The following is a 24,198-nucleotide window of genomic DNA, read 5'->3' on the forward strand; positions in this document are numbered from 1 at the left end:
ACAGAACCATCATGAACGCACTTTTCCACGCCAACCTGGGCATCACCGATTTCTGGACCTTTTTACTGGGGACGATTTTCATCGTCATCCTGCCCGGCCCCAATTCCATGTATGTGCTGTCGGTCGCGGCCCAGCGCGGCGTGCGCACCGCCTACCAGGGCGCCTTCGGCATCTTCGCCGGCGACCTGATATTGATGGTGCTGTCGGCCTGCGGCGTGGCCTCCCTGCTGAAAGCCAGCCCTGCCCTCTTCTACGTGGTGAAATACATCGGCGCGGCCTACCTGGGCTGGATCGGCCTGCAAATGCTGATCGGCTGCTGGCGCAAGCTGCGCGCGCCCGCGCCGGCCGACGGTGAAGCGCCTGCCGCGCCAGCGCCCGTGAAAGAAAGCGATCCATTCCGCAAGGCGCTGATCATCAGCCTGATGAATCCGAAAGCCATTTTGTTCTTCATCTCGTTCTTCATCCAATTCGTCGATCCGGCCTTCCCGAATCCCGTGCTGTCCTTCGTCGGCCTGGGCCTGATTTGCCAGGTGATCAGCTTTAGCTATCTGACGGCCATCATCTTTGTCGGCGCCCGCCTGGCCGACACCTTCCGCCGCCGTCGCCGCCTGTCGGCCGGCATGGGTGGCGGCGTGGGCGCCATGTTCATCGGCTTTGGCGCGAAACTGGCCACGGCCACCTTGTGAGGAAAACACCGTGAACGAGCTTGAGCTGCGCCAGCGCTGCCATACCGTCCTGCCGGGCCACCGCCAGCCAACGCCAGCGGCCACCTTTACCGCCATGGCCGCCTGGTGCGACGCCAACGCTGTTGCACACGACACCTATGGCGAAGGCGCGCTGATCGAACAGTTCGAGAACAAGATCGCCAGCCTGCTCGGTTTCGAGGCGGCCGTGTTCTGCATCACGGGCACCATGACGCAGGTCACCGCCTTGCGCCTGGCGTGCCAGGACCGGGGCTCGCGCCTGGTGGCGCTGCACCCGACCTCGCACATCCTGCGCCACGAGCGCGGCAACCACGAATTGCTCGACCACTTCAAAGGTCTGATACTGGGCGACCCGCACCGTCCGTGGACGGTGGACGACCTGCGCGCCGTGCCCGATGCCTTGGGCGCCGCGCAGGTCGAGCTGCCGATGCGCGAAATCGGCGGCCAGTGCCCGTCGTGGGACGCATTGAACGACATCAAGCGGCACTGCCGCGAGCAGAACATCCATTTGCACATGGATGGCGCGCGCCTGTGGGAAGCGCAAGCGGGTTTTGGCCAGTCCCTGCCCGCCATCTGCGGCGGCTTCGATTCCGTCTACGTGTCGCTGTACAAGGGCATCGGCGGCCTCGGCGGCGCCGTGCTGGCCGGCAGCCGCCCGTTTGTCGAACGGGCGCGCGAGTGGTTCCGCCGCCAGGGTGGCAATATCGTGCACCGCACGCCCTACGTGGTGGCCGCCGCCATGCAGTTCGACGCGCGCCTCGCCGCCATGCCGCAGTATTTTGCGCGCACGCAGTGGCTGTACGCGCTGCTGCGCGATTTTCCATCGATTGCCGTCAATCCCGCCGCCCCGCAAGCCAACATGCTGCACCTGCACTTGCCAGTCTCGCGCGAGCGGGCCATCGCGATCCGCAACCAGGTGGCGGAAGACCACGGCATCTGGCTGTTCGGCCGCGCCAGCCACGCCGCCCTGCCCGGCCACAGCGTGGTGGAATGGTATGTAGGGGATAACTTGCTGGACCTGCCCGACGACACCGTGCGGCTGGCCTTGACCCTGCTGGACCAGGCCATGCGCATCAAAGCCTGAGCGGCGTAGGTCGGGTTAGCCCGCAGCGCGTAACCCGACGCCACCACAATGGTGACCAAAAAAAAAAAGCGCCCGAAGGCGCTTTTTTCATTTCATGGCGGCCGGGTTGGCCGCCACTACCTGCTTAGAACTTGTAGTTGTAAGCGAGACCGATCAACTGCATGCGGGTCTTGAACAGGCCCTTGGTGGTTTCACCGTTGCCGGTGCAGCCAGGGGTCACCGGCGAGCAGTCATTCTTGTAGTTGACGTTGGCATCCTTGAAGTCGATGAAGCTGTAAGCCAGGTCGAGCGAGGAATTGGCGTTCAGCTTCCAGTTCGCGCCGATCGAGTACTGCATGCGGTCGCTGTCCGGCAGCGCTGGATGACGCAGCTCGGCGCTGCGCACTGGCGCCTGGTCGTGGGCGATACCGGCGCGCAGCAGCAGGTTTTCGCTGTACTTGTAGTTGGTGCCCAGCGAGACGCGGTAGGTGTTCTTCCACTGCTGGCGGATGCGCTCGGCGCCTTCGGCCGTCGGCGGGAACTGGATGTCCAGGTTCTGCAGGCGCGAAGTGCGGGTCCAGGTGACGTCGCCCATCAAGGCCCAACGGTCATCCATCTGATGGAAGGCGTTGATCGACAGGGTTTCCGGCGTGCGCACTTCCACCAGCGCCTTGGAATTGACCTTGTTCGATGCCTTGGCGATGAAGGTATTGACGGCGGCGTTGTCCGACACTTGCGAGAAGTCCCAGATCGTGTCGCCTTTCAGCTTGTGCGAAATCGACGAACGGTAGGAAATACCGAAACGCGTGCCTTCATTCATCTGGTACAAATAACCGAGGTTGAAGCCGAAGCCCCAGTCGTCGCCATCCATCGATGCATGGCCGTCCTTGGCGCCCTTCAGCGCGGCGCCGGCTGCCTGCGCGGCGGCCAGGCCCTGCGTCTTGGCGATATTGGCCAAGAAGGCTTGCGACGCGGCTGGCGCGTGCTGGGCCAGGAAGGCCACGGAACCCGGCACGTCGACCGCCTGGCCCAGTTCCGCCTTCATGTGTTCAGCGGTGACGCCGAAACCGAAGGAATGGTGTTCATTGACCTTGAAGGAAACGGAAGGATTGAGGGCGATCGCTTCGAGCTTGATGTTGGTGATCGCATAGCGGCCGCTCCAGTCATTGCCGTAATCGAGCTTGGCGCCGTACGGCACGAACAGGCCCATGCCGACGGTCCATTGATCATTGAGCTTCTTGCTCGCATACAGGGCTGGCGCGAAGACGGCGTCCGGCGCATAGTCCTTGGTCGTGCCGCCCGGATTGCGGCCGGTGAAAGTCTTCGAACCCGTGTCCTGGTAGGTCGAATGCGGTACCACCAGGGTGCCGCCGCCCAGGAATTGCGTGCCTTCCAGGCGCGACATGCCGGCCGGGTTGTAGAAAATGGTCGATGCGTCGGCCGCTTCCGCGCCGCTGGCATCAGCCGAGCCTTGCGCGGAAACGCTTTGCGAGCCAAAACGGTAGCCCGATGCTTGTGCGGTGGAGGAGATGCCGGCGAACGCGGCAACGATCAGGAGGGGCAGATATTTATGTTTCAAGTTAGTCTCTCTTTATTATATGAAGGTCTTCGGCACACTGTCGCGGGCATCTCAAGCCGCCCCGTCTTGCACTTTTCTTGCCGCCGTGAACTCCAATTCACTGACGGCATGAGCGAAGCATATAATATTTTTTAGAAAAAAGCGAACGTTCGCTCTTTTTATGAAACAGCGTTGTTTTCCACACCCATCACGCCGTTCTACAGGGCCAGCGCCGGGGCTGGAAGCGGTATCAGAAAGCGCTGATGCATCAGCGCCAGCATCTGTTCGGCGGGTACGGGGCGCGAGATGAAATAGCCCTGCACTTCGTTGCATTGCAGCGTGCGCAGGATGTCGAGCTGCTCGCGCGTCTCCACCCCTTCGGCCACCACGCTCATGCCCAGCGCATGCGCCATCGACAGGATGGCGCGCACGAAGACTTCGCCCTGCTCCGAGCGGCCCAGCTCCATGGTGAAGGCGCGGTCGATCTTCAAGCCATCCATGGCAAACTTCTGCAGCTGCGACAGCGACGAGTATCCGGTGCCGAAATCGTCGACCAGCAGGCGCACGCCCAGCGCGCGGATGGCCGACAGCTGCTCCACGGCGCGGTTCTGTTCATCCATCATGGCCGATTCCGTGATTTCCACCTCGATCAGGCGCGCATCGATGCGGTGGCGCGCCAGCGCGGACGCCAGCACCTGGTGCACGTCGCCACGGCCGAACTGGCGCGCCGAGACGTTGATCGACACGGGCACCAGTTCCAGCCCGCTCGCCTGCCAGCGCGCCATCTGCAGGCACACCTTCTCGATGACGACTTCGCCCAGCTGCGAAATCAGGCCGCTGCTCTCGGCCACGGGGATGAATTCCAGCGGCGGCACCATGCCGTGCTGCGGATGGTGCCAGCGCACGAGCGCCTCCATGCTGCACAGCTGCCCGCTCATGGCGTCGACCCGCGGCTGGTAGACGACGAGGAACTGGTCCAGCTCCAGCGCCGCCACCAGGCTTTGCTCGAGTTCGCGGCGGCTGCGGATGGTTTCGAACAGTTCGGGCTGGAAGAAGCGGTGATGGCCCTTGCCCGCCACTTTGACGGCATACATGGCGATGTCGGCGTTCTTCAGCAGCACGTCCGTTTCGGCGCCATCGCGCGGATACAGGCTGATGCCGATCGAGGCGCCCATCTTGTGGCGCTCGCTGCCCAGGTAGAACGGCTCGTCGAAGGCGATGGCGATGCGCTGCGCCACCTGCTCGGCGCGGCTGTCGTCTTCCACGGGGTCGAGCACGACGACGAATTCGTCGCCGCCCAGGCGCACCACGTGGTCGCCCGGCCGCAGCACGGCCTTCAGGCGCAAGGAGGCGGCGCGCAGCACTTTATCTCCCTCGGCGTGGCCCTGCGTATCGTTGATATCCTTGAAGCCGTCGAGGTCGATGAACAGCAGCGCCAGCATGCGCCGCGCGATGGCGGCCCGGCCCAGGGCGCCGGGCAGGAATTGCTGCAGCCAGTAGCGGTTGGGCAAGCCCGTCAAGCCATCCTCGTTGGCCAGGCGGCGCAAGTCGTGCTCGTGCTCCTTGGCCGTGCTGATGTCTTGCAGGGTGACGGCCAGGCGGTCGCCGCTGCGCACCACGCGCCGGCGTATCCAGCGCAGCTTGAAGGGGTTGCCTTCCGGCAGCTCGATCTCTTCCTCGGAAAAACCGGAAACCATGGCGGCCCGGTAATTATGGATCAGGTCGCGGAAATACGGCTCATGGGCGCGCGACTGCAGGCGCATGCCCAGCAATTGTTCGCGCCGCACGCCAAAATAGCCGGCGCCCGGCTCGTTGCAGTCGACCATCTCGAAATCGAGGATGCTGCCGTCCGCGCCGCGCAGGGCGGCAATAATATAAAAGCCGTCGCTCGTGCCTTCGGTAGCCATGCGGTAGGCATTGCGCACGCCTTCGGACTGATGGTGGCGCCACGCCAGGCGCAGCGACAGCATGGTGGCGATGGCGGTAAAGGCCAGCAGCAGCATGGTGACGGCCAGGGCGATACCGATATATATCGTGCGCGTTTCCTCGTAGGGGTGCAGCATTTCACCGTCCGACAATCCGACCACGGCCGTGAACGGATAGGCTTTCAGCGCCTGCCATCCTACGTAGCGGCTTTGCTTGTCGGAAAAAGCGATCCTGCCGCCCGAATGCAGGGCGCCGCTCTCCGTTTCCAGGAAGCTGGTGTCGAGAAACGGCGTGCCCTGGGCGCTTTGGGCCGGCAGCACGCGCGAGCCGAGACGTGTGCTGAACAGCTCGCCCTCCTCGCCCACCATGGCCGACATGCCGAACTTGCCGAAACTGACGCTGTTATAGAATTCGGAAAAATAGCCGGAATGAATCGAGATCAGCAGCACGCCGTCGAAATTGCCATCCTCGTCTTCCAGCCGGCGCGTGAAATGCACGAGGCTTTCGTCGGCGCCGGGCACCGTAGCCTGATCGTTCACATTGGCGGCATTGGCCCGCCCCAGCGCGATGCGCAGGGCGCTGGAATTGCTGCGCCAGTGGCGCAGCAGGAAATCGCTGCGCTCGTTGACCCGCAGGCGCTGCAGCGGCGCCGTGGCCGTCACGGGATGCCCCTTGCGGTCGAGGATGGCGACGATGGCAAATTGCGGCAAGGCATACATGCCCTGCGTCTTCAATTGGTCGAGCCGCAGCTGGCCGCGCGAATTTTCCCATTCATACTTGAGCTGCAAGGTCAGCTGGTCCATCTGCTCCAGGGTGCGCAGCAGATACTGGCCATACGCTTTCGACAGCGACGACACGCTGTCGAGCGCCTGCTGCTGCGCCACCTTCTTTTCCGCTTCCAGCTGCAGCAAGGTGGCCGTCCACAGCACCGCGCACAGGACCAGTCCCAGCAGGGGCCAGGCGAGGATCAGGCGCAAGTTGGCCTTGAGAAAATCGCCCCTGCTCATCTCCACCATGGCGCCGTTATTATTGTTTACAAATTGTCGCAAGAACATGGTGCAGCGTCTGCCGTTTCTGTGTATTTCTTTAAGGACACACAAATTACCACAGAGTCATGTTTGCAGGTAAGACAGCAGCGTAATTATGTACGTGACCCGCAGCCCGCCTGTCGCGCCTGCGTTACAATCACCATCCTTACCGTTGGAGAAATACATGCAGCAATACCAAGATTTGATCAAGACCGTGCTCGAAACGGGCAGCTGGCAAGACAACCGCACGGGCATCCGCACCCTGAGCGTGCCGGGCGCCATGATGCGTTTCGACTTGGCCAACGGCAACTTCCCTGCCGTGACGACCAAGAAACTGGCTTTCAAATCCGTGATCGGCGAATTGTGCGCCTTCCTGCGCGCTTCGCGCAACGCGGCCGAGTTCCGCGCGCTGGGCTGCAAGGTCTGGGACCAGAACGCCAATGAAAACGCGCAGTGGCTGGCCAACCCCTACCGCGAAGGCGAGGATGACCTCGGCCCCGTGTACGGCGTGCAATGGCGCCAGTGGCCTGCGTATAAACTGCTGGATGCGGCGCAGCCCGCGCAAATCGCCGACGCGCAAGCGAACGGTTTTACGCTCGTTGCTCCCATCGTCGAAGATGGCGTGCAAAAAGTGCTGCTGTACAAGGCCGTCGACCAGTTGCGCGAATGCCTGGACACCATCATGACGAACCCGGGCAGCCGGCGCATCCTGTTCCACGGCTGGAACCCGGCCGTGCTCGATGCCGTCGCCCTGCCCGCCTGCCATTTGCTGTACCAGTTCATCCCGAACGCCAGCACGCGCGAAATCTCGCTGTGCTTATATGTGCGCAGCAACGACATCGGCCTGGGCACGCCGTTCAACATCGCCGAAGGCGCAGCCCTGCTGCATCTGGTGGCGCGCCTGACGGGCTACACGCCGCGCTGGTTCACCTACTTCATCGGCGACGCGCACATCTATGAAAACCACCTCGACATGGTGGAAGAGCAATTGAAGCGCACGCCGTTCCCGGCGCCCAAGTTTGTCATTTCCGAGCGCGTACCCGATTACGCCAAGACGGGCAAGTACGAGCCGGAATGGCTGGAAAAGATCGAACCGTCCGACTTCTCGCTGGAAGGCTATGAACACCACGCGCCCATCAAGGCCGCGATGGCCGTCTGAGCCGGGTAGCGTAACGCGCGGATCAGTTCATATTATTGAACCGCGCTTTTCAACTCACTCGCCTTCTTTGCGCCGGCCTTCAAAAGTTCCTGAACAATAGCCTGGTCCTTTTTATCGATGGCTTCGTCCAGGGCGGTTGTATGCCAGTTCCCGTCAACGTAATTGGGGTCGACTTTTTGGGCAACTAAAAACTTGACGTGATCGAGGTTCCCGAAGCGGGTCGAATACCAGAGCACATATCCGGTATTGCTGCCCCTGAAGTCGGCGTCGTGGCGTACCAGGAGATCAAAGACTTTCCTGGTACTCGGATTATTGATATCCTTGAACGCATTTGAAAAATTCTCAATCGAGAAAAACGCATGCCTGGACTGTTTCAGGGAGAATTCAAAAGATTCTGCCCTGGAAAACAGCCATTCCAGCACCTTCAGACGTTGTTCCGGTGACAGCGTTTCGCTGTAAACAGCCGCGTACACCACGTCAGTCCAGTCCTGCTCGTGACCGGCCTCCACGACAGGAAAACCTTTTATCTCCAGTGCTTCAAGCAGATCGATCCTGCCTGCCTTGGCCAAGTCTGCCATCAGGTCACGCACATAGCGCCACGTTTTTTCCCGGTCCGGGATCTGATCGAAATAGCTGAAAAACTCGGCAGGCGTCCCTGAACTGATCGCTTTGAAAGTTTTGGTGGTCGCACTGGAATTGTATCGATAATCGGACAGCTGTCTTTTGGCGATGGATCTGATTTCATGCGATGACAATAAAAGCGCACTTGCAGCCAGCATGCCCAATGCGATCCTGGTGCCATTCTTATTATTCCTGTATAGAAAAATCGCCAGAATGAAAGTATGGACATGCAGTATGCATGCGATAACGAAGATGAAAAAGGCAATTAACGCATCGCCATTGGGCCCACTGCCATCACTGGCCATGGGGAAGGTCTTGCGCATCAAGAACAAATAGACGATAGCCAGCAGACAGCATAAAAATGCACTGGTCTTGAAATACAATTTCATCATTTGATCGAACATGCCATCATGGAAGCAGGCAACATATTACAATAAAAATATTATTTGACCTGTCCGGCATTGTCCAGAATTTCTACTGGCGGCCGTCAGGGACAGTATCCATTCAACCGAAGTCAGCAGACAAATTAATCAGGAAGACGATGGCGATCACACCACTGGCAGCACTGCACCGCAAACTGTTCGACGAAACCGACGGCGTCAAGTTCGCCACGCTCAAGGATAGGCTGATCAAGAAACACGGCGAGACCGACCGGCTGGCCGTGCTTGACATATTGAGCGCTTACGCGCGCGACGGCCAGCTGCTGCACTGGCGCACCTCATTGGTACACACCATGGCGGACCTGATACAAGCGCAGGAATTGCAGGAATTTTTCAGCTGGGCCGTGACCATGCCGCAACTGGCCTACTGGGGCATCGACGGCTTGCTGAAAAGCCAGGGCAAGGATGCTTACGAGACCGTGGTGGCGCTGGCTCTCTCGGACTCGCAACCGCTACAAGTCAGGGCCAAGGCCGTGAAAAGCCTGGCCGTGCTGAGCCGCCAGCCATTTGACGCCGGCTTGTCGGCCGTTCCCGACTACTGGAAAGCCGAGAGCCTGCCCCTCGACGATGTGCTGGCCTGGCAGCGCGATGGCTATCCGGACGGTGCGGGGTTTGCGCCACCGGCCACGCATGCGTCTTTGGAAGACCCTCGCTCCCCACTGGAAAAAGCGGCAGCGAAACTGGAAAAAAAACTGGCGGCCGAACGCAAGAAGGACCAGGACCTGGCGCGCCCATCGAACTGGCTGGTCATTGCGGATAATGCCGACCTGGCCGCCATCGACCAGCGCTGGGCTTTGCCGGAACAGTACCGGCGCTTCCTGGCCCGCTACTCTCCGCTGCGCGTGTATATCGACAGCAAGCGCTACTTCCAGGGCTTGAACCTGTACGGCGCGGCAGAGCTGCTCAAGGCACAGCACGGCTACTCGTACAATCCGGTTGACCAGGAAGTCATCGCCGGTTGGCCGGCCCACTACGTGGTGATTGCCGATGCGGGCGCCGATCCGTATTGCCTGGATCTATCTGCCATTGAAAATGGCGACGCGCCCGTCTACACGGCCGAGCACGGCGCAGGCGCATGGCATTTTGAACGCCACGCGGACAGCTTTGTCGACTTCCTCAAGGAAATCGCCAAAGCTGCTTAGCCCGGTTCGCCACCGGGGCCGCCCGGACCGGGACCGCCTGGCCCGCCTGGCCCGCGTCCGCCCGGCGGACCGAAGCGCGGTTCGCGCTCGCCCTCTTTCGCCGCCGACGTGGCGCCGCCCAGGCGGTACGACAGCCCCACATAAATCATGCGTCCATCGAAGCGCCGCGTGCTCGTCTCGCGCAAGGAAGCGCTGTTGATGACGGTTTCCATCTTGTTGCTGCTGAACACATCGGTCACATTCATGACCAGGCTCAGCTGCGGCGTCACCGTGTGGCGCCAGCTCACATTCAGGGTATTGTTCGGCGAGCGGTAGCCCTGCCCGGACAGCATCTTGCCCTGCATTTGCAGGGCCAGCTGCAGCTGGTTGGCGGTGTTGAACTGGTAATTGAGGCGCGCGCGGCCGCTCAGGGCGTTCGCCGTGCGCGTGCTGCGGTTGCCCAGGTCGTCGGAACTCGTCTGCTGGCTGCGCGCCAGGTTGCCGCTCGTGTTCAGGGTCAGCGACGGCGTCAGTTTGCCGCTGACGCTGAACTCGAGCCCGCTCGAATGGCTGCCCTCGCCGTTTTCCCGCGTGGTCAAGAGCACATTGTCGCTGATAAAGTAGCGATAATCGACGATGGCGTCCGTGTCGCGGCGGTGATAGGCGCGCAAGCTGCTTTCCAGGCCAGCGATCTTCGTTTCATAGCCGATCTCGAACGAATCCGTCTGCGTGGGTTTCAGCTTGGGGTTGCCGGCCGACACATTGAACTCGTCGCGGTAGACCACGTACGGATTCAGGTCGCCCGCATTCGGGCGGCGGATGCGGTGCGCATAGCTGAAGCGCAAGTTGCTCTCGTCGCTGACCTTGTAGGTGGCGAACAGGCTGGGAATGTAGTTGACGTAATTGTTGCTGGCCTCGATGCCGCTCGTGATCTGGCGCACGTTCAAGTCCGCGTATTCGGCGCGCAAGCCGGCCAGCGCGCCCCAGCGTTCGGTCAGGCGCATCTGGTAGGAGCCATACAGGGCCACAGTGCGCTCGTCGAGCTCGAAACGGTTGCTGCGCATGGGGTTGACGATTTCCGCCAGGCTGGCCGGGTTGATGTCCGTATATAAAGTGTCGAAGCTGCTCTTGTTGTCAGCCACCTTGTAGCCGAGCTTGGCCGTGCCGCCCGCCAGCGGACGCTCGTAGTCGCCGCTGAAGTCGACGATGCGGTTGCCCGTTTCGCTGTGCTGGCGTGCGCGGCTGTCGAAGGTGTTGACGGGCGCCACCGCGTAGATATTCGCGTAATCGCTGTCGCTCTCGTTGGTCGACGACGACACGCGCAAGTCGATTTTAAGGGTTTCGCCCGGCAATTCGCCCTTGTGGTCGTAGCGCGCGCCCCAGCTGTAGTTGCGGCTGTCGCCATTGCGCACGGTGCTGCGCACATAGTCGCCGATGGTGCTGCCCGTGCTGTCGCCATTGATGTAGCGGTCGAGCGAGCGCTGGTCGTTGCTGCGCCCGTTATACGACACGCTGGCGGCCAGGGTGTCGTTGGCGTTCAGGTTGTAATTGACGGTGCCGTGCAAGCCCAGCGAGTCGTTCAAGCCATTGTTGGTGGATTGCTGGCTGCTGGGGGCGAAGGCGCCAGTGCCGCGTTCCAGGCGCTCGCGGCTGACCTCGCCCACGGAATTGCGGCCGTCATGGCGCACATTGATGCCGCCCTGATAGCCCCACGGGCCTTCGTTGTAGGTGCCGGACACGGCACTGTTGTAGCGCCCCGCGATGCCCGCGTTCGCGTTGACGGTGGCAAAGCCGCCCGGCTTGCGGTTGCGCCGCATCACCAGGTTCAGGATCGGGCCGCCACCGGCCTCGTTGCCGAACTGGGCGCCGGGATTGTTGATCACTTCCACGGATTCGATATCGTCGGCCGCCATGGCATTCAGGGTGGCGCCGCGCGAGTCGCCCTGCAGCATGGCCGACGGTTTACCGTCGATCAATATCTGCACATTGCTGCTGCCGCGCAAGGATACGGAACCATCGGGATCGACGGCCACGGAAGGCACATTATTCAGGGCATCGGCCGCCGTGCCGTTGCTGCTGCCCACGTCGGACTTGACGTCGTAGACTTGGCGGTCGATACGGCCTGTGGGGCGTTCGGCCGTCACACTGACGGAAGGCGTAGACTCGGCGGCGGGCGCCTTGGCCGGTGCGGGCTTAACGACGGTGTCGCCGCTGGTAGTCGTGGTTTGGGCCTGGACAGCGGCGCCGGAGACGAGCAGGCTGCCGCCCGCCAGACAGTGAAAGAGGATTTTATGCATTTGCTTAAAAAATAATGGAGACGCTACGGATGAGGCGCTACGCCGTGGCGTGAGGGCACAGGTGTGGGCACAGTTCAAGCATGCCACGACTCCATTACGCAAAGCAAATGCGAACCATTGTTATTTACTTCAATTTACAAATCTCTTGCACTTGTGGTCATACAGCCTCATCCGATGGCCACTACCTCAGCAAGCCATTGCCGCGCGCCAGTTTCAGCCAGCCCGGATATTCCGTCATCAACAAGTCATACAGTTCCGCATCGCTGTGCTCGTCGGGCGAGCTGACGGAAAAGTAATTGGCATTGTCGACCAGGCGTCCCTGCAATTCGTCGAGTTTTTCCAGAAACGGGAAATCGGAATCGGCAAAGGCGGAAAGAAACTTGCTTTTCGACTTGCGTCCCTTGCCGATGCCCATGAATTGCCAGAAGATGGGTTCATTGCTGGCCCAGCGCAATTGCTTCTCCGTCGTCGCCTGATCGCTCGTGCCGCCATCGGTGACGAACATCACGTACACGGGCAACTCGGCCGCGACGGGCCGCGTGCGCTCGCCGCCGGCCTTGTCGGGGAAATAAAACGCGCGGATTGCCTGCATGGCGGCGCCATAGCGCGTATCGCCTTCGAGCGGATGGCGCTGTATCGCCTGGCTCACATAGGTATTGCAGTTGCTCAAGGCCATGGGCGCCGGATGGTGGACGTTCTTGCCGAACAGGAAAACATCGATCTCGCCATCGTCGTCGAACTTGCAGCCCAGGGCCAGGATGCGCTCGGCAAAGCGCTGCACCAGCCCCTCTTTATACAGCCGTCCCATGGAGCCGGAAATATCGAGGCACAGACACACCTTGGCGCGGTGATCAAGCAGTCCCACTTTTTGCAGGGACACGCCCGCCTGCTTGACGAGGCTGACCAGTTGCGGCGCTTCGCGTTCCACGCGCTTTTCCAGGTTGATCTTCGCCTGCATGACAGCCGAAGCCGCTGCGGGGGCAGCCTGCTCGACTTCACCGCCGAAGTGGCGCACCAGCGCATCGAGTCCGCCATTAAAACCTTGTCCCACGGCCATGCAGCGCCAGCCGCCATCCTTGCGGTAGATCTCTGCCAGCATGACGGCTTTTTCCTGTGCGAAATCCGCACCGGCAAAGGCAAAGCGGGCCAGTTCGCGTCCGCCCGCCTGCAGGCGCACGTGGCCAGCTTGCAGCTGCGACATCACGCCACCGCCATCGATGGACGCCGTCACGACGAGGCGGTCTATGCCGGTCGGCAAGCGCGCCAGCTGCAAGGCAAACTCCGTCGTGTCGCCGCCGCTGCCGGCACGCGCTTCCACGCCGCCGCACGGCGTGCGCGGCTGGTTGAAAAAGGTCATGTAGCGTTCGTCGGACAGTTTCCCGCTGGCGTCGAGGCCGAAGCAGGCCACGTCGAGCGCCAGCCCCTGCGCGGCCACGCCGATCTGCAGCACGCCATCGGGAACGAGATTGGCCAGCGGCAAGCGCTGTCCCTTGGACAAGGTTTCCATCAGTGTCTCCTAGGCGATGTAGCGGCGCGGATTATCGGCATTGCAGTCATCTTCGTCTTCCTTGTCCTCGCCCTTGAAGACGACGGGACCGTTGAAGGCCAGCTGCAGGTTCTCGCCCTGCCAGCTCAGCCACGGCGTCGCTTCGCTGCCCGGCTCCGACGTCTTGCCGGACGGCTCGAGGATGATGCTGTCGTTCGTGATGCGCGCCATGCCGATCACATAGGTGTAGACGGAATCATCGTCGGCCGCCTTGGACAGGCGGAAGTCGAACGCGCACTCGACGATCTGCTCGCCATATTGCATGACCATCTTCGGCCGCATGGACGCGACCGAGACGGCGCCATTGGCCACCGCCGAATACACGCTGAAGACGAGGCCCACCGTGCCGCCGTAATGCTGCGCCAGCGCGGGGTTGACTTCCACCGTTTCCGTGGCCGGCCCCTTGCCCGCCGCGCCCGCCACGTCGCCCAGGTGGCGCACGTAGGGCATGGCGTCGAAGCTGCCTGCCGTGTCCGGCGCCTGGATGAAGCGCATCTGGCCATTCGGCAAGAGGATGCCGACACGCAAATCGAGGTCGTCGTTATCGTCGTCGCCATCGCCGTTATCGACCCAGGTCGCCTTGACGATGAGTTTCTTCGGCGCGCCCGCGCCCTTTTCCAGCGACACCTTGTGCGTCTGGCCCGCCTTGGTCAGCGAAATTTTGGACAGGGAAATCTTGGGCGCCGGTTCCGCTACCGCCGGCGCCACTTCGCCGCCGAAATGCGCGACCAGCGCATCGAGGCCGCCATTGAAACCCTGGCCCACGGCCATGAAGCGCCAGCCGCCATCCTTGCGGTAGAACTCGCCCAGCATGACGGCTTTTTCTTGCGCAAAATCAGCGTCCGCATACGTGTATCGGGCCAATTCTCTGCCGCCGTCGAGCAGCCGCAGGTAGCCACTGCCCAGCTGCGCCATGGTGGCGTCGCCATCGATGGCGGCCGTGACGACCAGGCGCTCGATGGACGCAGGCAAACGGTCGAGCTGATAGCTGAAACCGGCCGCATCGCCGGACGGCGCCGCAGTTTCCACGCCGCCGCACGGCGTGCGCGGCTGGTTAAAGAAAGTCATGTAGCGGTCGTCGGACAGCTTGCCAGCGGCGTCGAGGCCGAAACAGGCGAAATCCAGCGTCACGCCGGCGCTGGCCAGACCCAGTTGCACAATATTGCCCGTGACGAGGCCGGACAGCGCCAGGCGCTGCCCCTTGATCAGGTTTTCCATGGAGTCAGGGAGAAAGATGGGAAAGACAGAACCGGGCAGCGGTGCCACCCGGTACATTTACGCAAACAACTGGTTGTTAAGCATTAATACCGAACGAGCGGGCCAGAGGGCCCAGGCCGCCTTTGAAGCCCTGGCCAATCGCCTTGAATTTCCATTCGCTGCCGGCACGGTAGACTTCACCGAAGATCATGGCCGCTTCCGTCGAGCCGTCTTCCGACAGGTCGTAGCGGGCGATTTCCGCGCCGTTGTCGCCGTTCAGGCAGCGGATGTAGGCCTTGCCGACCATGCCGAAGTTCTGCTTGCGGTTTTCCGCGTCGTGGATGGTGACGGCCACGGCGATCTTGTCGATGTCGGCAGGCACGTTGGCCAGGTCGACGGCGATTTTCTCGTCATCGCCATCGCCGCCGCCCGTCGTGTTGTCGCCCGCGTGGACGATGGAGCCGTCGGCCGACTTCAGGTTGTTATAGAAAATGAAATCGGCATCAGAACGGGCCTTGCCATCCGTTTTCAGCAGGAAGGCGCTGCCGTCCAGGTCGAATGCGGCGCCATCGGTGGCGCGCGGGTCCCAGCCCAGGCCAATCACGATTTTCTTCAAGCCAGGAGCTTCCTTGCTCAGATTGACATTGCCGCCTTTTTGCAAACTGATCGCCATGGTGTTTCCTCTTTGTATAATTAGTGGGTTGCATTCGGTGTTTCAGGTCACGTCGCCGGTACCCTGGCTTGATGAGCCATGAGCCTACCATAAAGTGGCTGCTTGCCAGCCGCGCACTATTGAAAATAATGCCATGCAGAAAATACCATGCCGCTGCCCCAATACGCAAAATGACGGATAATGCCGCTCGACAAAAATTTTCCCAACCAAGCTTGCCCTTGAACAATACCAAGATACGGCTCGACTGCATCCCCGGCACCCTGTGCGACGAACGCCTGTGGTCGCGCCTGGCCCCAGCCCTGGGCGGCGCCTTTGATTTGCGGCACGTGCCCCTGCACGAGGCGCGCACGCGCACGCAGATGCAGGCACTGATCGCCAGCCACAGCGCCCAACAGGCCCATCTGGTGGGCTTTTCGCTGGGCGCCTATCTGGCGCTCGAATACGCGCTGGCGCACCCGCAGCGTGTCCAGTCCCTTACTTTGATCGCCAATTCCGCCAAAGGTTTGCTGCCGGCGGAAATCGAAGCGCGCCAGCGCATCGTCGCCATGCTCGAACGCAATGCCTATGCGGGCATCACGCGCCAGCGCCTGCGCGAACTGCTGCATCCCGCGCACTTACAGGACACCGGCATCACGGGCCTGATCCAGCAGATGGGTCTGGACCTGGGCAAGGACGTGCTGCTGGCGCAATTCATCACCACCATAGCCCGCCCGGACCTGATGGCGCGCTTGCCGGAACTCGATTTTCCCGTGCTGATCGTGGGTGCCGAAGACGACAAGCTCGTCAATCCCGACGACCTGCGCGCCATGGCCGCCCGCTTGCCGCAGGCCACCCTGCACCTGCTGAAAGAGAACACCGGCCACATGATTCCGCTGGAGGCGCCGGGACCGCTGGCCGGCGCCATGCGTGCGCATCTGGAGGCAGCGGGCAATTTCAACGATAATGACGGGCATCGGGCATCGCCCCCACCACTTTGACAGAACCAATGAGCCATCTGACCATCATCGTCGCCACCGACCAGCAAGGCGGCATCGGCATCGACAACACCCTGCCGTGGAAATTGCCGGAAGACATGGCGCACTTCAAGCGCTTGACGACGGGCCACCCCGTCCTCATGGGCCGCAAGACCTTCGATTCCATCGGCCGTCCGCTGCCGAACCGCCGCAACATCGTCATCACGCGCAATCCGGAGTGGCGCCATGAAGGCGTGGAAGCGGTGCCATCAGTGGAAGCGGCCATCGCCCTGCTCGATGGCGCGGAAGCCTATGTCATCGGCGGCGCCGAGATCTACAAGCAGTCACTCCCCCTGACACAGCGTTTGCTCATCACGGAAATCGGCCAGACATTTGACTGCGACGCGTTTTTCCCCGCCGTTGACCATGCCGTGTGGCAAGAGACCGCGCGCGAAGAGCATGTTTCGGAGAAATCCGGCCTGCCTTACGCCTTTGTCACGCTGGAACGCAAAGCCTGATAAGGTTGAGAATTATGGCCAGAATGTTGCTGTAATACCCCTGTCACACCCATGCGTCACGCTAGCGTACGTTTGTGACGCTTTACTACGATATTTTTTTCCCGCAGAGGCCGCATTTCTGCGAGAATCCCGTTCTTATTTTTTTTCTGCGGCTGCCGGCTTGTATCACCGCCTGAGGTCGCGCCCTAGTCCGCCCCTTCACATCTGTCAGGGGCGGCTTGCTTTTTTGGAGACATGCATGAAATTTCGTTTCCCTATCGTCATCATTGACGAGGATTTCCGTTCTGAAAATACGTCCGGCCTGGGCATTCGCGCCCTTGCCGCCGCAATGGAAAAAGAAGGCATGGAAGTGCTGGGCGTGACCAGCTACGGCGATTTGTCGCAATTTGCCCAGCAACAATCGCGCGCGTCAGCCTTCGTGCTGTCGATCGACGATGAAGAATTCGGCGGCGGTTCCATCGAGGAAACCGACCACGCCTTGAAATCGCTGCGCGCCTTTGTCGAGGAAATCCGCTACAAGAACGCCGACATCCCCATCTATCTGTACGGCGAAACGCGCACCTCGCGCCATATCCCCAACGATATCCTGCGCGAACTGCATGGTTTCATCCACATGTTCGAAGATACGCCGGAATTCGTCGCGCGCCACATCATCCGCGAAGCGAAATCCTATCTGGACGGCCTGTCGCCGCCGTTCTTCCGCGCGCTGGTGCACTACGCCAACGACGGTTCCTACTCGTGGCACTGCCCCGGCCACTCGGGCGGCGTGGCTTTCCTGAAGTCGCCGATCGGCCAGATGTTCCACCAGTTCTTCGGTGAAAACATGCTGCGCGCCGACGTCTGCAACGCCGTCGAAGAACTGGGCCAGCTGCTCGACCATACGGGTCCTGTCGCCGCGTCCGAGCGCAATGCGGCGCGCATCTTCAATGCCGACCATTGCTATTTCGTCACCAACGGCACGTCGACCTCGAACAAGATGGTGTGGCACTCGACCGTGGCGCCAGGCGACATCGTCGTCGTCGACCGCAATTGCCACAAGTCGATCCTGCATTCGATCATCATGTGCGGCGCCATTCCCGTGTTCCTGATGCCGACACGCAATCACCTGGGCATCATCGGCCCTATCCCGCTGCATGAATTCACGCCGGAAAGCATTGCCCGCAAGATCGAGGCGAACCCGTTCGCACGCGAAGCGAAGAACAAGAAGCCGCGCATTCTGACCATCACGCAATCGACCTACGATGGCGTGATCTACAACGTGGAAACCCTGCGCGAAATGCTGGACGGCAAGATCGACACCCTGCACTTCGACGAAGCATGGCTGCCGCACGCCACCTTCCACGATTTCTACAAGAATATGCACGCCATCGGCAAGGACCGTCCGCGCGCCAAGGAATCGATGATCTTCTCGACCCAGTCCACGCACAAATTGCTGGCCGGCCTGTCGCAGGCATCGCAAATCCTCGTGCGCGAATCGGACACGGTCAAGCTGGACCAGGACGCCTTCAACGAGGCTTACCTGATGCACACCTCGACGTCGCCGCAGTATTCCATCATCGCCTCGTGCGACGTGGCCGCGGCCATGATGGAAGCGCCAGGCGGGACGGCCCTGGTGGAAGAGTCGATCATGGAAGCGCTCGATTTCCGCCGCGCCATGAAGAAGATCGACCAGGAATGGGGCCAGGACTGGTGGTTCCAGGTCTGGGGTCCGTCCAGCTTCAACGACGAAGGCATGGGCCAGCAGGAAGACTGGATGATACGCGCCGAGGATGACTGGCACGGCTTCGGCGACCTCGCTCCCGGCTTCAACATGCTCGACCCGATCAAGGCGACCATCGTCAACCCGGGCCTGTCGCTGGACGGCCAGTTCGGCGACACGGGCATCCCCGCGTCCATCGTCACCAAGTACCTGGCCGAGCACGGCGTCATCATTGAAAAATGCGGCCTGTACTCGTTCTTCATCATGTTTACGATCGGCATCACCAAGGGCCGCTGGAATACCCTGCTGACCGCGTTGCAGCAGTTCAAGGACGACTACGACAAGAACCAGCCGATGTGGCGCATCCTGCCGGAATTCGCGGCGGCCAACCCACGCTACGAAAAAATGGGTTTGCGCGACCTGTGCCAGCAGATCCACGATTTCTACAAGGCCTACGACGTGGCGCGTCTGACGACGGAAATGTATCTGTCGGACATGATTCCGGCCATGAAGCCGTCGGACGCCTTCGCCAAGATGGCGCACCGCGAAATCGAGCGCGTGGCCATCGACGAACTGGAAGGCCGCATCACGTCCATCCTGCTGACGCCGTATCCACCGGGCATCCCGCTCCTGATCCCGGGCGAGCGCTTCAACAAGACCATCGTCGACTACCTGCGCTTCGCACGCGACTTCAACGAGCGCTTCCCAGGCTTCGAAACGGATGTGCATGGTCTCGTGAAACGCGAAGTCGATGGCAAGCGCGGATATTTTGTTGATTGCGTGAAATTGGATGAGAACGTCTAAAGACGTTGACGTTCGTTGAACTTCATTAAATAGCGCCGCCTGATGCAAATCAGGCGGCGTTTTTCATTTTATGCACTACCGCGCACGCTTGCGCCAGATCAAACGGCTGGGGTATCGGGCTTCTAAGATGGGCCACTCGTGCCCTCGTGATGGCTGGCATATGACGCTCAAGGTGTGGCTGGAAATCGTGCAGCAGGCGGCGGCTGGCAGTGGCGCCTTGCTGATGACGGCCTTGAAGCAGGCTCAGGTAACTGTAGCCCGGCGGCACGATGGCGAGGAGGATGGGGCGGGCATCGTCCTGTTTGCCGAGGCCAATGCCGCGCTGCTGCAAGCGCTGCCAGCACTGTGCCGCCATGCCTCCGTGATGGCCATTGCCGCCTGCGGCCAGCCCCCCAGCTGCGCGCAAAAGCGCGCCCTGCTGGCGGCTGGCGCGCTCGATGTGCTGCTGTGGCCGGCCGGTAGCATCGATGCGGGCCAGGTGCTGGCGCGCCTGCAGCGCTGGCAGGCCGTGGCGCAGCTGCTGGCGTCCGGCGCCGTGCGCCAGCAGCTGGTGGGCGAGAGCGCGGCCTGGACCGCCTTGCTGCACCAGGTGGTGGAAATGGCCGCCTTCAGCCAGGCGTCGATGCTGATCACGGGCGAGACGGGCACGGGCAAGGATTTACTGGCGCAACTGGTCCACCGCCTCGGCAACTGCAGCGGCGACTTCACCATCCTCGACTGCACCACCCTGTCGCCGGACCTCGCTGGCAGCGAACTGTTCGGCCATGAACGGGGCGCTTTTACGGGCGCGGCGGCCGCGCGCGATGGCGCTTTCGCCCTGGCCGACGGCGGCGTGCTGTTTCTCGACGAAGTGGGCGAACTGCCGCTGCCCTTGCAGGCGCAGCTGCTGCGCGCCATCCAGGAGCGCAAATACAAGCGCGTGGGCGGCAATACCTGGCAACCGACCCAGTTTCGCCTCGTCTGCGCCACCAACCGCGAACTGGAACATGAGGTGGCGCGCGGCGCCTTTCGCGCCGACCTGTATTACCGCATCGCCGGCTGGCGTTGCCAGACGCCACCCCTGCGCGAGCGCCAGGACGACATCCTGCCGCTGGCCCGGCATTTCCTCGCCGAGCTGGCGCAGCGCCCTCCGCCCGCGCTGGACGCGGCCGTGCGCGAATACCTGCTGCTGCGCGACTATCCGGGCAATGTGCGCGAGTTGCGCCAGACCGTCACGCGCATCTGGCACCGCCATTGCGGCCCCGGCCCCATCACCATCGGCGCCCTGCCGCCAAACGAACAGCTGCTGGCACCGCACTGGCCTGACCAGTATTTCGAAGCGGCCGTGCGGCGGGCCCTGGCCCAGGGCTGCAAGCTGTCGCACATCACGCGTTGCGCCACCGACGTGGCCATCCGCCTGGTGCTGGCCGAGGAACACGGCAATAACCAGCGCGCGGCCGCCCGCCTGGGCGTGACCGACCGCGCCCTGCAGATACGCCGCAAGGCGGCTACCTGCGCGGAGCAAGCCGCTACTGCCGCGACACCGCCGGCTGCCTTTTGATCTGCCTCACGCCAGCCGCGCCAGCCGCAAAAAATTGCCGCCCGTGATCAACGCCGCATCGAGCGGCGGCAATCCCAGCAACTCGATCTTGTGCAATTCCAGTCCCGGATGCAGCCACGGACCGTCCGAGCCGAACAGGACCTTGTGCGGCCCCGCGCGGCGCACGGCCTGCTGCAGCAAGTCGAAGCGGCGCACGCCCGAGCTGTCCGTATGGATATTCGGATGGCGCACAAGGTGGTCGATCAGCGCCAGCTGCGCCGCCCAGTCGTCGCCAAAGCTGCCCAGGTGCGGCAGGATGAAATTGACGTCGGGATACTGCTGCGCCAGCAGCTCGGCCACGGCCACCTCGCCGGCCGGGTCGTACAGCACGGGCAAGCCGAAGAAGCGCGCCGCCTCGCACAGTTCGCCACTGATGCGAGAGTCAAGCCGGTGCGCCTTGATGCCGACAAAACCGTAACGCTCGACGGCCGTGCGCACCATGTCCTGGATGCGGCCACGGTCGCGCCGCGCATGCACGAAGGCAAAACCGTAGAAACGCTGCGGATCGGACGCCACCAGGCGCGCCACGCCATGGTTGGCGATGGCGTAATCGGAGTGGAAGGCGGCGAACAGCACGCTGCGGGCGATACCGGCCGTCTGGGCGCGGCGCAAGTAGGCCTGCAGCGGCGCATCGCTGTCCCACGGCCCGCTCAAACCGTCTCCCGGACCCGCATGGCAGTGGCAATCGATGATCATCTTGCCGCGCTATTGCCAGTCGCCCATGACGACGATGCGGTTGCCGCGCCGGCGCCAGCGTCCGCTTTCATCTTCCTGCTGCGGCGCAGGCGAGCGGAAGTGCGGCAATTGCTGGTGCAGGGCCCGCGTCAGCGCGCTTTCCACGGCGCGCGTGCTGCCATCGCTGTCACCGGCCAGACGCGCCGCCTGTCCCGCGATGCGCACGAAGCGGCGCGCCAGCTCCAGTTCACGGTCGGCCGGCGCCGCGTTCTCCATTTCCAGCTCCAGCGCATTGCTGGCCGCGCGCCCCAGGGCCGACCCGAGCGCCGTGCCCACACCCGGTATCGGGATCATCGAACCGAGGGCGCCGCCGACAAAGGGCAAGGCCGTCTTGGCCACGGCCTTCAAGGCGCCGCCCAGCGGCTTGGCCACCTTGGCGATGGTAGCGCCCACTTTCTTGACGCCCTTCCACACGCTCTTGAAGACATTGCCGAGAAACTGCTCCAGTTCCTCCTCGCTGGCCACTTCCAGCAACTCCATGGCCAGCTGCAGTTCTTCCTCTTCGCTGAAGACGGCCGCCGCGCGGCCCTTGCCCGGCCACTCCCGGCCGAATTCCAGCACTTCAAACGCGGCGCCGGCCCGCTGCCGGCATTGCCCGCATTCACATTCGAGTTGGTGCATGATGCTCTCCTTCGCAGTCGTCAAGCTACTGTCATCGTCAGCCCCACATTTCGCCCAGCACGGCCATTTCCAGTTCGCGCCGCTGGTTCGTCAACACGCCGCGCCGGTGGGTAAACATGTCGCTGTGGATACCCTTTTCCAGAATGCGCCGCTGAGCGGCCGACGATAGCGGCGCCACATAGACGTCATGCGCGCTCATGTCGATGCCCATCATCTTGCCGCACAGATGGTGCTGTTTCAGGCGCCGCCGCAAATCGTCGGTCTGGCCGCTGTAGGCGCGCCGGCCATCCTTGGTGTCAAACTCGATCACATACAGGCCCGGCCCCGTGGCGTTCGCATCGTTGACGGCCTGCGGAATCGCGCCCACCGCCTGGTAGCGCAAGGCGGCCGCGCCCGGTACGCGGCCCAGGGTGGACGCCAGGATGGGCGGCACTTCGCCCTGCATCTGGCCGTCATCCTGGTCCGGGTTTTGATCCGCTCCTTGATCCTGCCCCTGGTCTTGGTCTTGATATTGGCCCGTATCCTGATACGGCGCCGGCTCCTGCTGGCCGCCGAACACGGGATACGGCGCCGGATAAATGGTGGGATAGATGGCGCCATAGCCGCCCCAGCCCCGGTAGCGTGGCGGATACGGCAAGGGCGGCGGCGGATACCGGGGTGGCCGGCGCCCCTGGCCCTGGTAGCGTGGCGGCGCGGGACGGCGCGGGCCCCGCAGCGGCGGCCTCGCACGCAGGCCGCCACCGCGCATGGCGCCGCGTCCACCGCCAGGGCGCGCACGCTCGCCTTCCCATTCGCTCTCCCATTCACCTTCCCACTCGCCCTCTTCCTCCCCCTCTTGCGACCACTCCTGCGACCACTCCTGCGACCATTCCCCCAGCCACTCCTGCTCGCCGGCCGCTCCCGCCTGTCCCCCAAAGGGCAGCATTTCAAACGCTTCGTTCATATCGCCTCCTCGTATGATGTTCAAGCAAGTTCATCGCCTGTTCCAGTTGCCGGGGCGTCTGGTCGGCCCGCAGCAGAAAAGTCAGCGCGCCGGGACCGTCCCCCGCTTGCGCCAGCGCCAGCACGCCCGCGGCGCGCAAGGCTAGCTGCAAATGGGCGCGCCCGGGCAGGCGCTGCACGGGGAAGCTGCCGCCCCGGCAAGCGATGCCAGCCGCCGCCATCCCCGCCCGCCATTGCGCCACCCTGTCCGCCAGCCTGGCGCGCAAGGTGTCGCCATGGCGCGCGTTGAGCGCCAGCGCCCGCCGCGCCGCCGCCAGCACGGCCGCCGAAGGCGGACTGGCATGCACGCGCGTCTGGCTGTGCGCCGCGAAGCGCCGCAGCAGCTTGCGGCTGCCGGCCAGCACGGCCAGCGGCACGCCAAATCCCTTGGCCAGCGAGGCGCCGATGATCAGCGATTCCCCATGCAAGCCATGCAGCCGCGCCGAACCGCCGCCCTGTGTACCTGCCACGCCCAGCACTTGCGTGTCGTCGAGCAGCAGATAACCGCCGCCCTGGCGCGCCAGCGTCGCATAGCCGGCCAGCGGCAAGACCTGTTCGCTGCCCAGCACATAGCCATCGGCCAGTATCAATGGACGCCGCCCTTGCCTGCCCCAGGCCGCCACCAGTTGCCGCAGCGCCGCCATCTCGCCGCTGGGAAACACTTGCTGCGGCAAGCCCAGGGCCTGCGCCCGCTCGGCGCCCCAGCGCGCGATGGCGTAACTGCCGCCATCGACAAGGATCACCAGGCGCTCGGCAGCCAGCATGCCGAACAGGTCCCAGAACAGGTGCAGGGTCGACGGCAGCACGCAGGCCGCCTCGCAGCCTTGCAGAGCCGCCAGATCCGCAGCCAGGGCCAGCGCGCCGGGCGGCTCCTGCAGCGCCGCCGGCTGGCCCAGGGTCAGGCTGCTCCACGGCGCCAGCGCGGCCGCCGGATGGCGCATGCCCAGATACAGGGCACTGGTAAAGTCGAGCATG

At 62.8% G+C, this 24,198-nt stretch carries 19 protein-coding genes; 8 read left to right on the forward strand and 11 right to left on the reverse strand.

What is annotated here, in order from left to right; translation table 11 throughout:
- The first annotated feature begins 11 nt into the window (after positions 1–11).
- Together leuE and OPV09_RS17935 are read left to right on the forward strand one after the other, a co-directional pair.
- Positions 12–686 carry a leucine efflux protein LeuE gene (leuE, locus tag OPV09_RS17930; protein WP_072453360.1) on the forward strand — a complete coding sequence of 225 codons (675 nt, stop codon included), beginning with the start codon at positions 12–14 and terminating at the stop codon, positions 684–686.
- Between the two features lie 10 nt (positions 687–696).
- On the forward strand, positions 697–1,788 hold the full coding sequence (locus OPV09_RS17935) for a threonine aldolase family protein (protein WP_338678993.1): 1,092 nt from the start codon (positions 697–699) through the stop codon (positions 1,786–1,788).
- Between the two features lie 124 nt (positions 1,789–1,912).
- On the opposite strand, the gene OPV09_RS17940 is transcribed toward OPV09_RS17935, so the two are convergent.
- Together OPV09_RS17940 and OPV09_RS17945 are read right to left on the reverse strand one after the other, a co-directional pair.
- Positions 1,913–3,346: an OmpP1/FadL family transporter gene (locus OPV09_RS17940; protein ID WP_338678994.1), complete on the reverse strand. Its 1,434-nt coding sequence runs from the start codon at positions 3,344–3,346 to the stop codon at positions 1,913–1,915.
- A gap of 197 nt (positions 3,347–3,543) precedes the next feature.
- Positions 3,544–6,306, reverse strand: coding sequence for a bifunctional diguanylate cyclase/phosphodiesterase (locus tag OPV09_RS17945; RefSeq protein WP_338678995.1), 2,763 nt, complete (start codon positions 6,304–6,306; stop codon positions 3,544–3,546).
- 157 nt (positions 6,307–6,463) lie between these two features.
- On the opposite strand from OPV09_RS17945, the gene OPV09_RS17950 reads away from it, so the two are divergent.
- Positions 6,464–7,438, forward strand: a complete 975-nt coding sequence (locus OPV09_RS17950; RefSeq protein ID WP_338678996.1) for a thymidylate synthase — start codon at positions 6,464–6,466, stop codon at positions 7,436–7,438.
- Between the two features lie 32 nt (positions 7,439–7,470).
- Here the strand turns inward: OPV09_RS17950 and OPV09_RS17955 are convergent, their stop codons facing one another.
- Positions 7,471–8,463, reverse strand: a complete 993-nt coding sequence (locus OPV09_RS17955) for an ankyrin repeat domain-containing protein (protein WP_338678997.1) — start codon at positions 8,461–8,463, stop codon at positions 7,471–7,473.
- A 137-nt stretch (positions 8,464–8,600) separates the two neighbouring features.
- Between OPV09_RS17955 and OPV09_RS17960 the strand changes: the two genes are divergently transcribed.
- The gene (locus OPV09_RS17960) at positions 8,601–9,641 is read left to right on the forward strand and encodes an SMI1/KNR4 family protein (protein ID WP_051991669.1); all 1,041 of its coding nucleotides are present in this window, start codon (positions 8,601–8,603) and stop codon (positions 9,639–9,641) included.
- Here OPV09_RS17960 and OPV09_RS17965 read toward each other — a convergent pair.
- The 4 genes from OPV09_RS17965 to OPV09_RS17980 form a co-directional block, all read right to left on the reverse strand.
- Positions 9,638–11,917, reverse strand: coding sequence for a TonB-dependent receptor domain-containing protein (locus OPV09_RS17965; RefSeq protein ID WP_338678998.1), 2,280 nt, complete (start codon positions 11,915–11,917; stop codon positions 9,638–9,640). The genes OPV09_RS17960 and OPV09_RS17965 overlap by 4 nt on opposite strands.
- 181 nt (positions 11,918–12,098) lie before the next feature.
- Complete coding sequence (locus OPV09_RS17970; protein ID WP_338678999.1) at positions 12,099–13,424, reverse strand: VWA domain-containing protein; 1,326 nt, start codon at positions 13,422–13,424, stop codon at positions 12,099–12,101.
- Positions 13,425–13,433: 9 nt separating this feature from the next.
- Positions 13,434–14,681: a TerD family protein gene (locus OPV09_RS17975; RefSeq protein ID WP_338679000.1), complete on the reverse strand. Its 1,248-nt coding sequence runs from the start codon at positions 14,679–14,681 to the stop codon at positions 13,434–13,436.
- A gap of 76 nt (positions 14,682–14,757) precedes the next feature.
- Positions 14,758–15,333, reverse strand: a complete 576-nt coding sequence (locus OPV09_RS17980) for a TerD family protein (protein ID WP_034755514.1) — start codon at positions 15,331–15,333, stop codon at positions 14,758–14,760.
- A gap of 218 nt (positions 15,334–15,551) precedes the next feature.
- On the opposite strand from OPV09_RS17980, the gene OPV09_RS17985 reads away from it, so the two are divergent.
- From OPV09_RS17985 to OPV09_RS18000, 4 genes are all read left to right on the forward strand, one after another.
- Complete coding sequence (locus OPV09_RS17985) at positions 15,552–16,310, forward strand: alpha/beta fold hydrolase (protein ID WP_338679001.1); 759 nt, start codon at positions 15,552–15,554, stop codon at positions 16,308–16,310.
- 8 nt (positions 16,311–16,318) lie between these two features.
- Entirely contained in the window at positions 16,319–16,804 is a 486-nt protein-coding gene (locus OPV09_RS17990; RefSeq protein ID WP_338679002.1) for a dihydrofolate reductase, read from the forward strand.
- Positions 16,805–17,042: 238 nt separating this feature from the next.
- The gene (locus OPV09_RS17995) at positions 17,043–19,307 is read left to right on the forward strand and encodes an arginine/lysine/ornithine decarboxylase (protein ID WP_034755510.1); all 2,265 of its coding nucleotides are present in this window, start codon (positions 17,043–17,045) and stop codon (positions 19,305–19,307) included.
- Positions 19,308–19,467: 160 nt separating this feature from the next.
- Complete coding sequence (locus tag OPV09_RS18000; protein WP_338679003.1) at positions 19,468–20,847, forward strand: sigma-54-dependent transcriptional regulator; 1,380 nt, start codon at positions 19,468–19,470, stop codon at positions 20,845–20,847.
- Between the two features lie 6 nt (positions 20,848–20,853).
- Here the strand turns inward: OPV09_RS18000 and OPV09_RS18005 are convergent, their stop codons facing one another.
- From OPV09_RS18005 to OPV09_RS18020, 4 genes are read right to left on the reverse strand one after another with little or no spacing between them, the layout of a single operon-like run.
- On the reverse strand, positions 20,854–21,582 hold the full coding sequence (locus OPV09_RS18005; RefSeq protein WP_219328896.1) for an amidohydrolase family protein: 729 nt from the start codon (positions 21,580–21,582) through the stop codon (positions 20,854–20,856).
- A 9-nt stretch (positions 21,583–21,591) separates the two neighbouring features.
- Positions 21,592–22,242: a hypothetical protein gene (locus OPV09_RS18010; protein ID WP_219328897.1), complete on the reverse strand. Its 651-nt coding sequence runs from the start codon at positions 22,240–22,242 to the stop codon at positions 21,592–21,594.
- Positions 22,243–22,279: 37 nt separating this feature from the next.
- Positions 22,280–23,185 (reverse strand): GIY-YIG nuclease family protein, encoded by a 906-nt coding sequence (locus OPV09_RS18015; RefSeq protein ID WP_338679004.1) that lies wholly within the window; start codon positions 23,183–23,185, stop codon positions 22,280–22,282.
- Positions 23,169–24,197: an aminotransferase class I/II-fold pyridoxal phosphate-dependent enzyme gene (locus tag OPV09_RS18020; RefSeq protein WP_338679005.1), complete on the reverse strand. Its 1,029-nt coding sequence runs from the start codon at positions 24,195–24,197 to the stop codon at positions 23,169–23,171. Before OPV09_RS18020 ends, OPV09_RS18015 begins: the two co-directional genes overlap by 17 nt.
- Position 24,198: the final 1 nt, after the last annotated feature.

The sequence above is a fragment of the Janthinobacterium sp. TB1-E2 genome (assembly GCF_036885605.1).
Taxonomy (GTDB): domain Bacteria; phylum Pseudomonadota; class Gammaproteobacteria; order Burkholderiales; family Burkholderiaceae_D; genus Janthinobacterium; species Janthinobacterium aestuarii.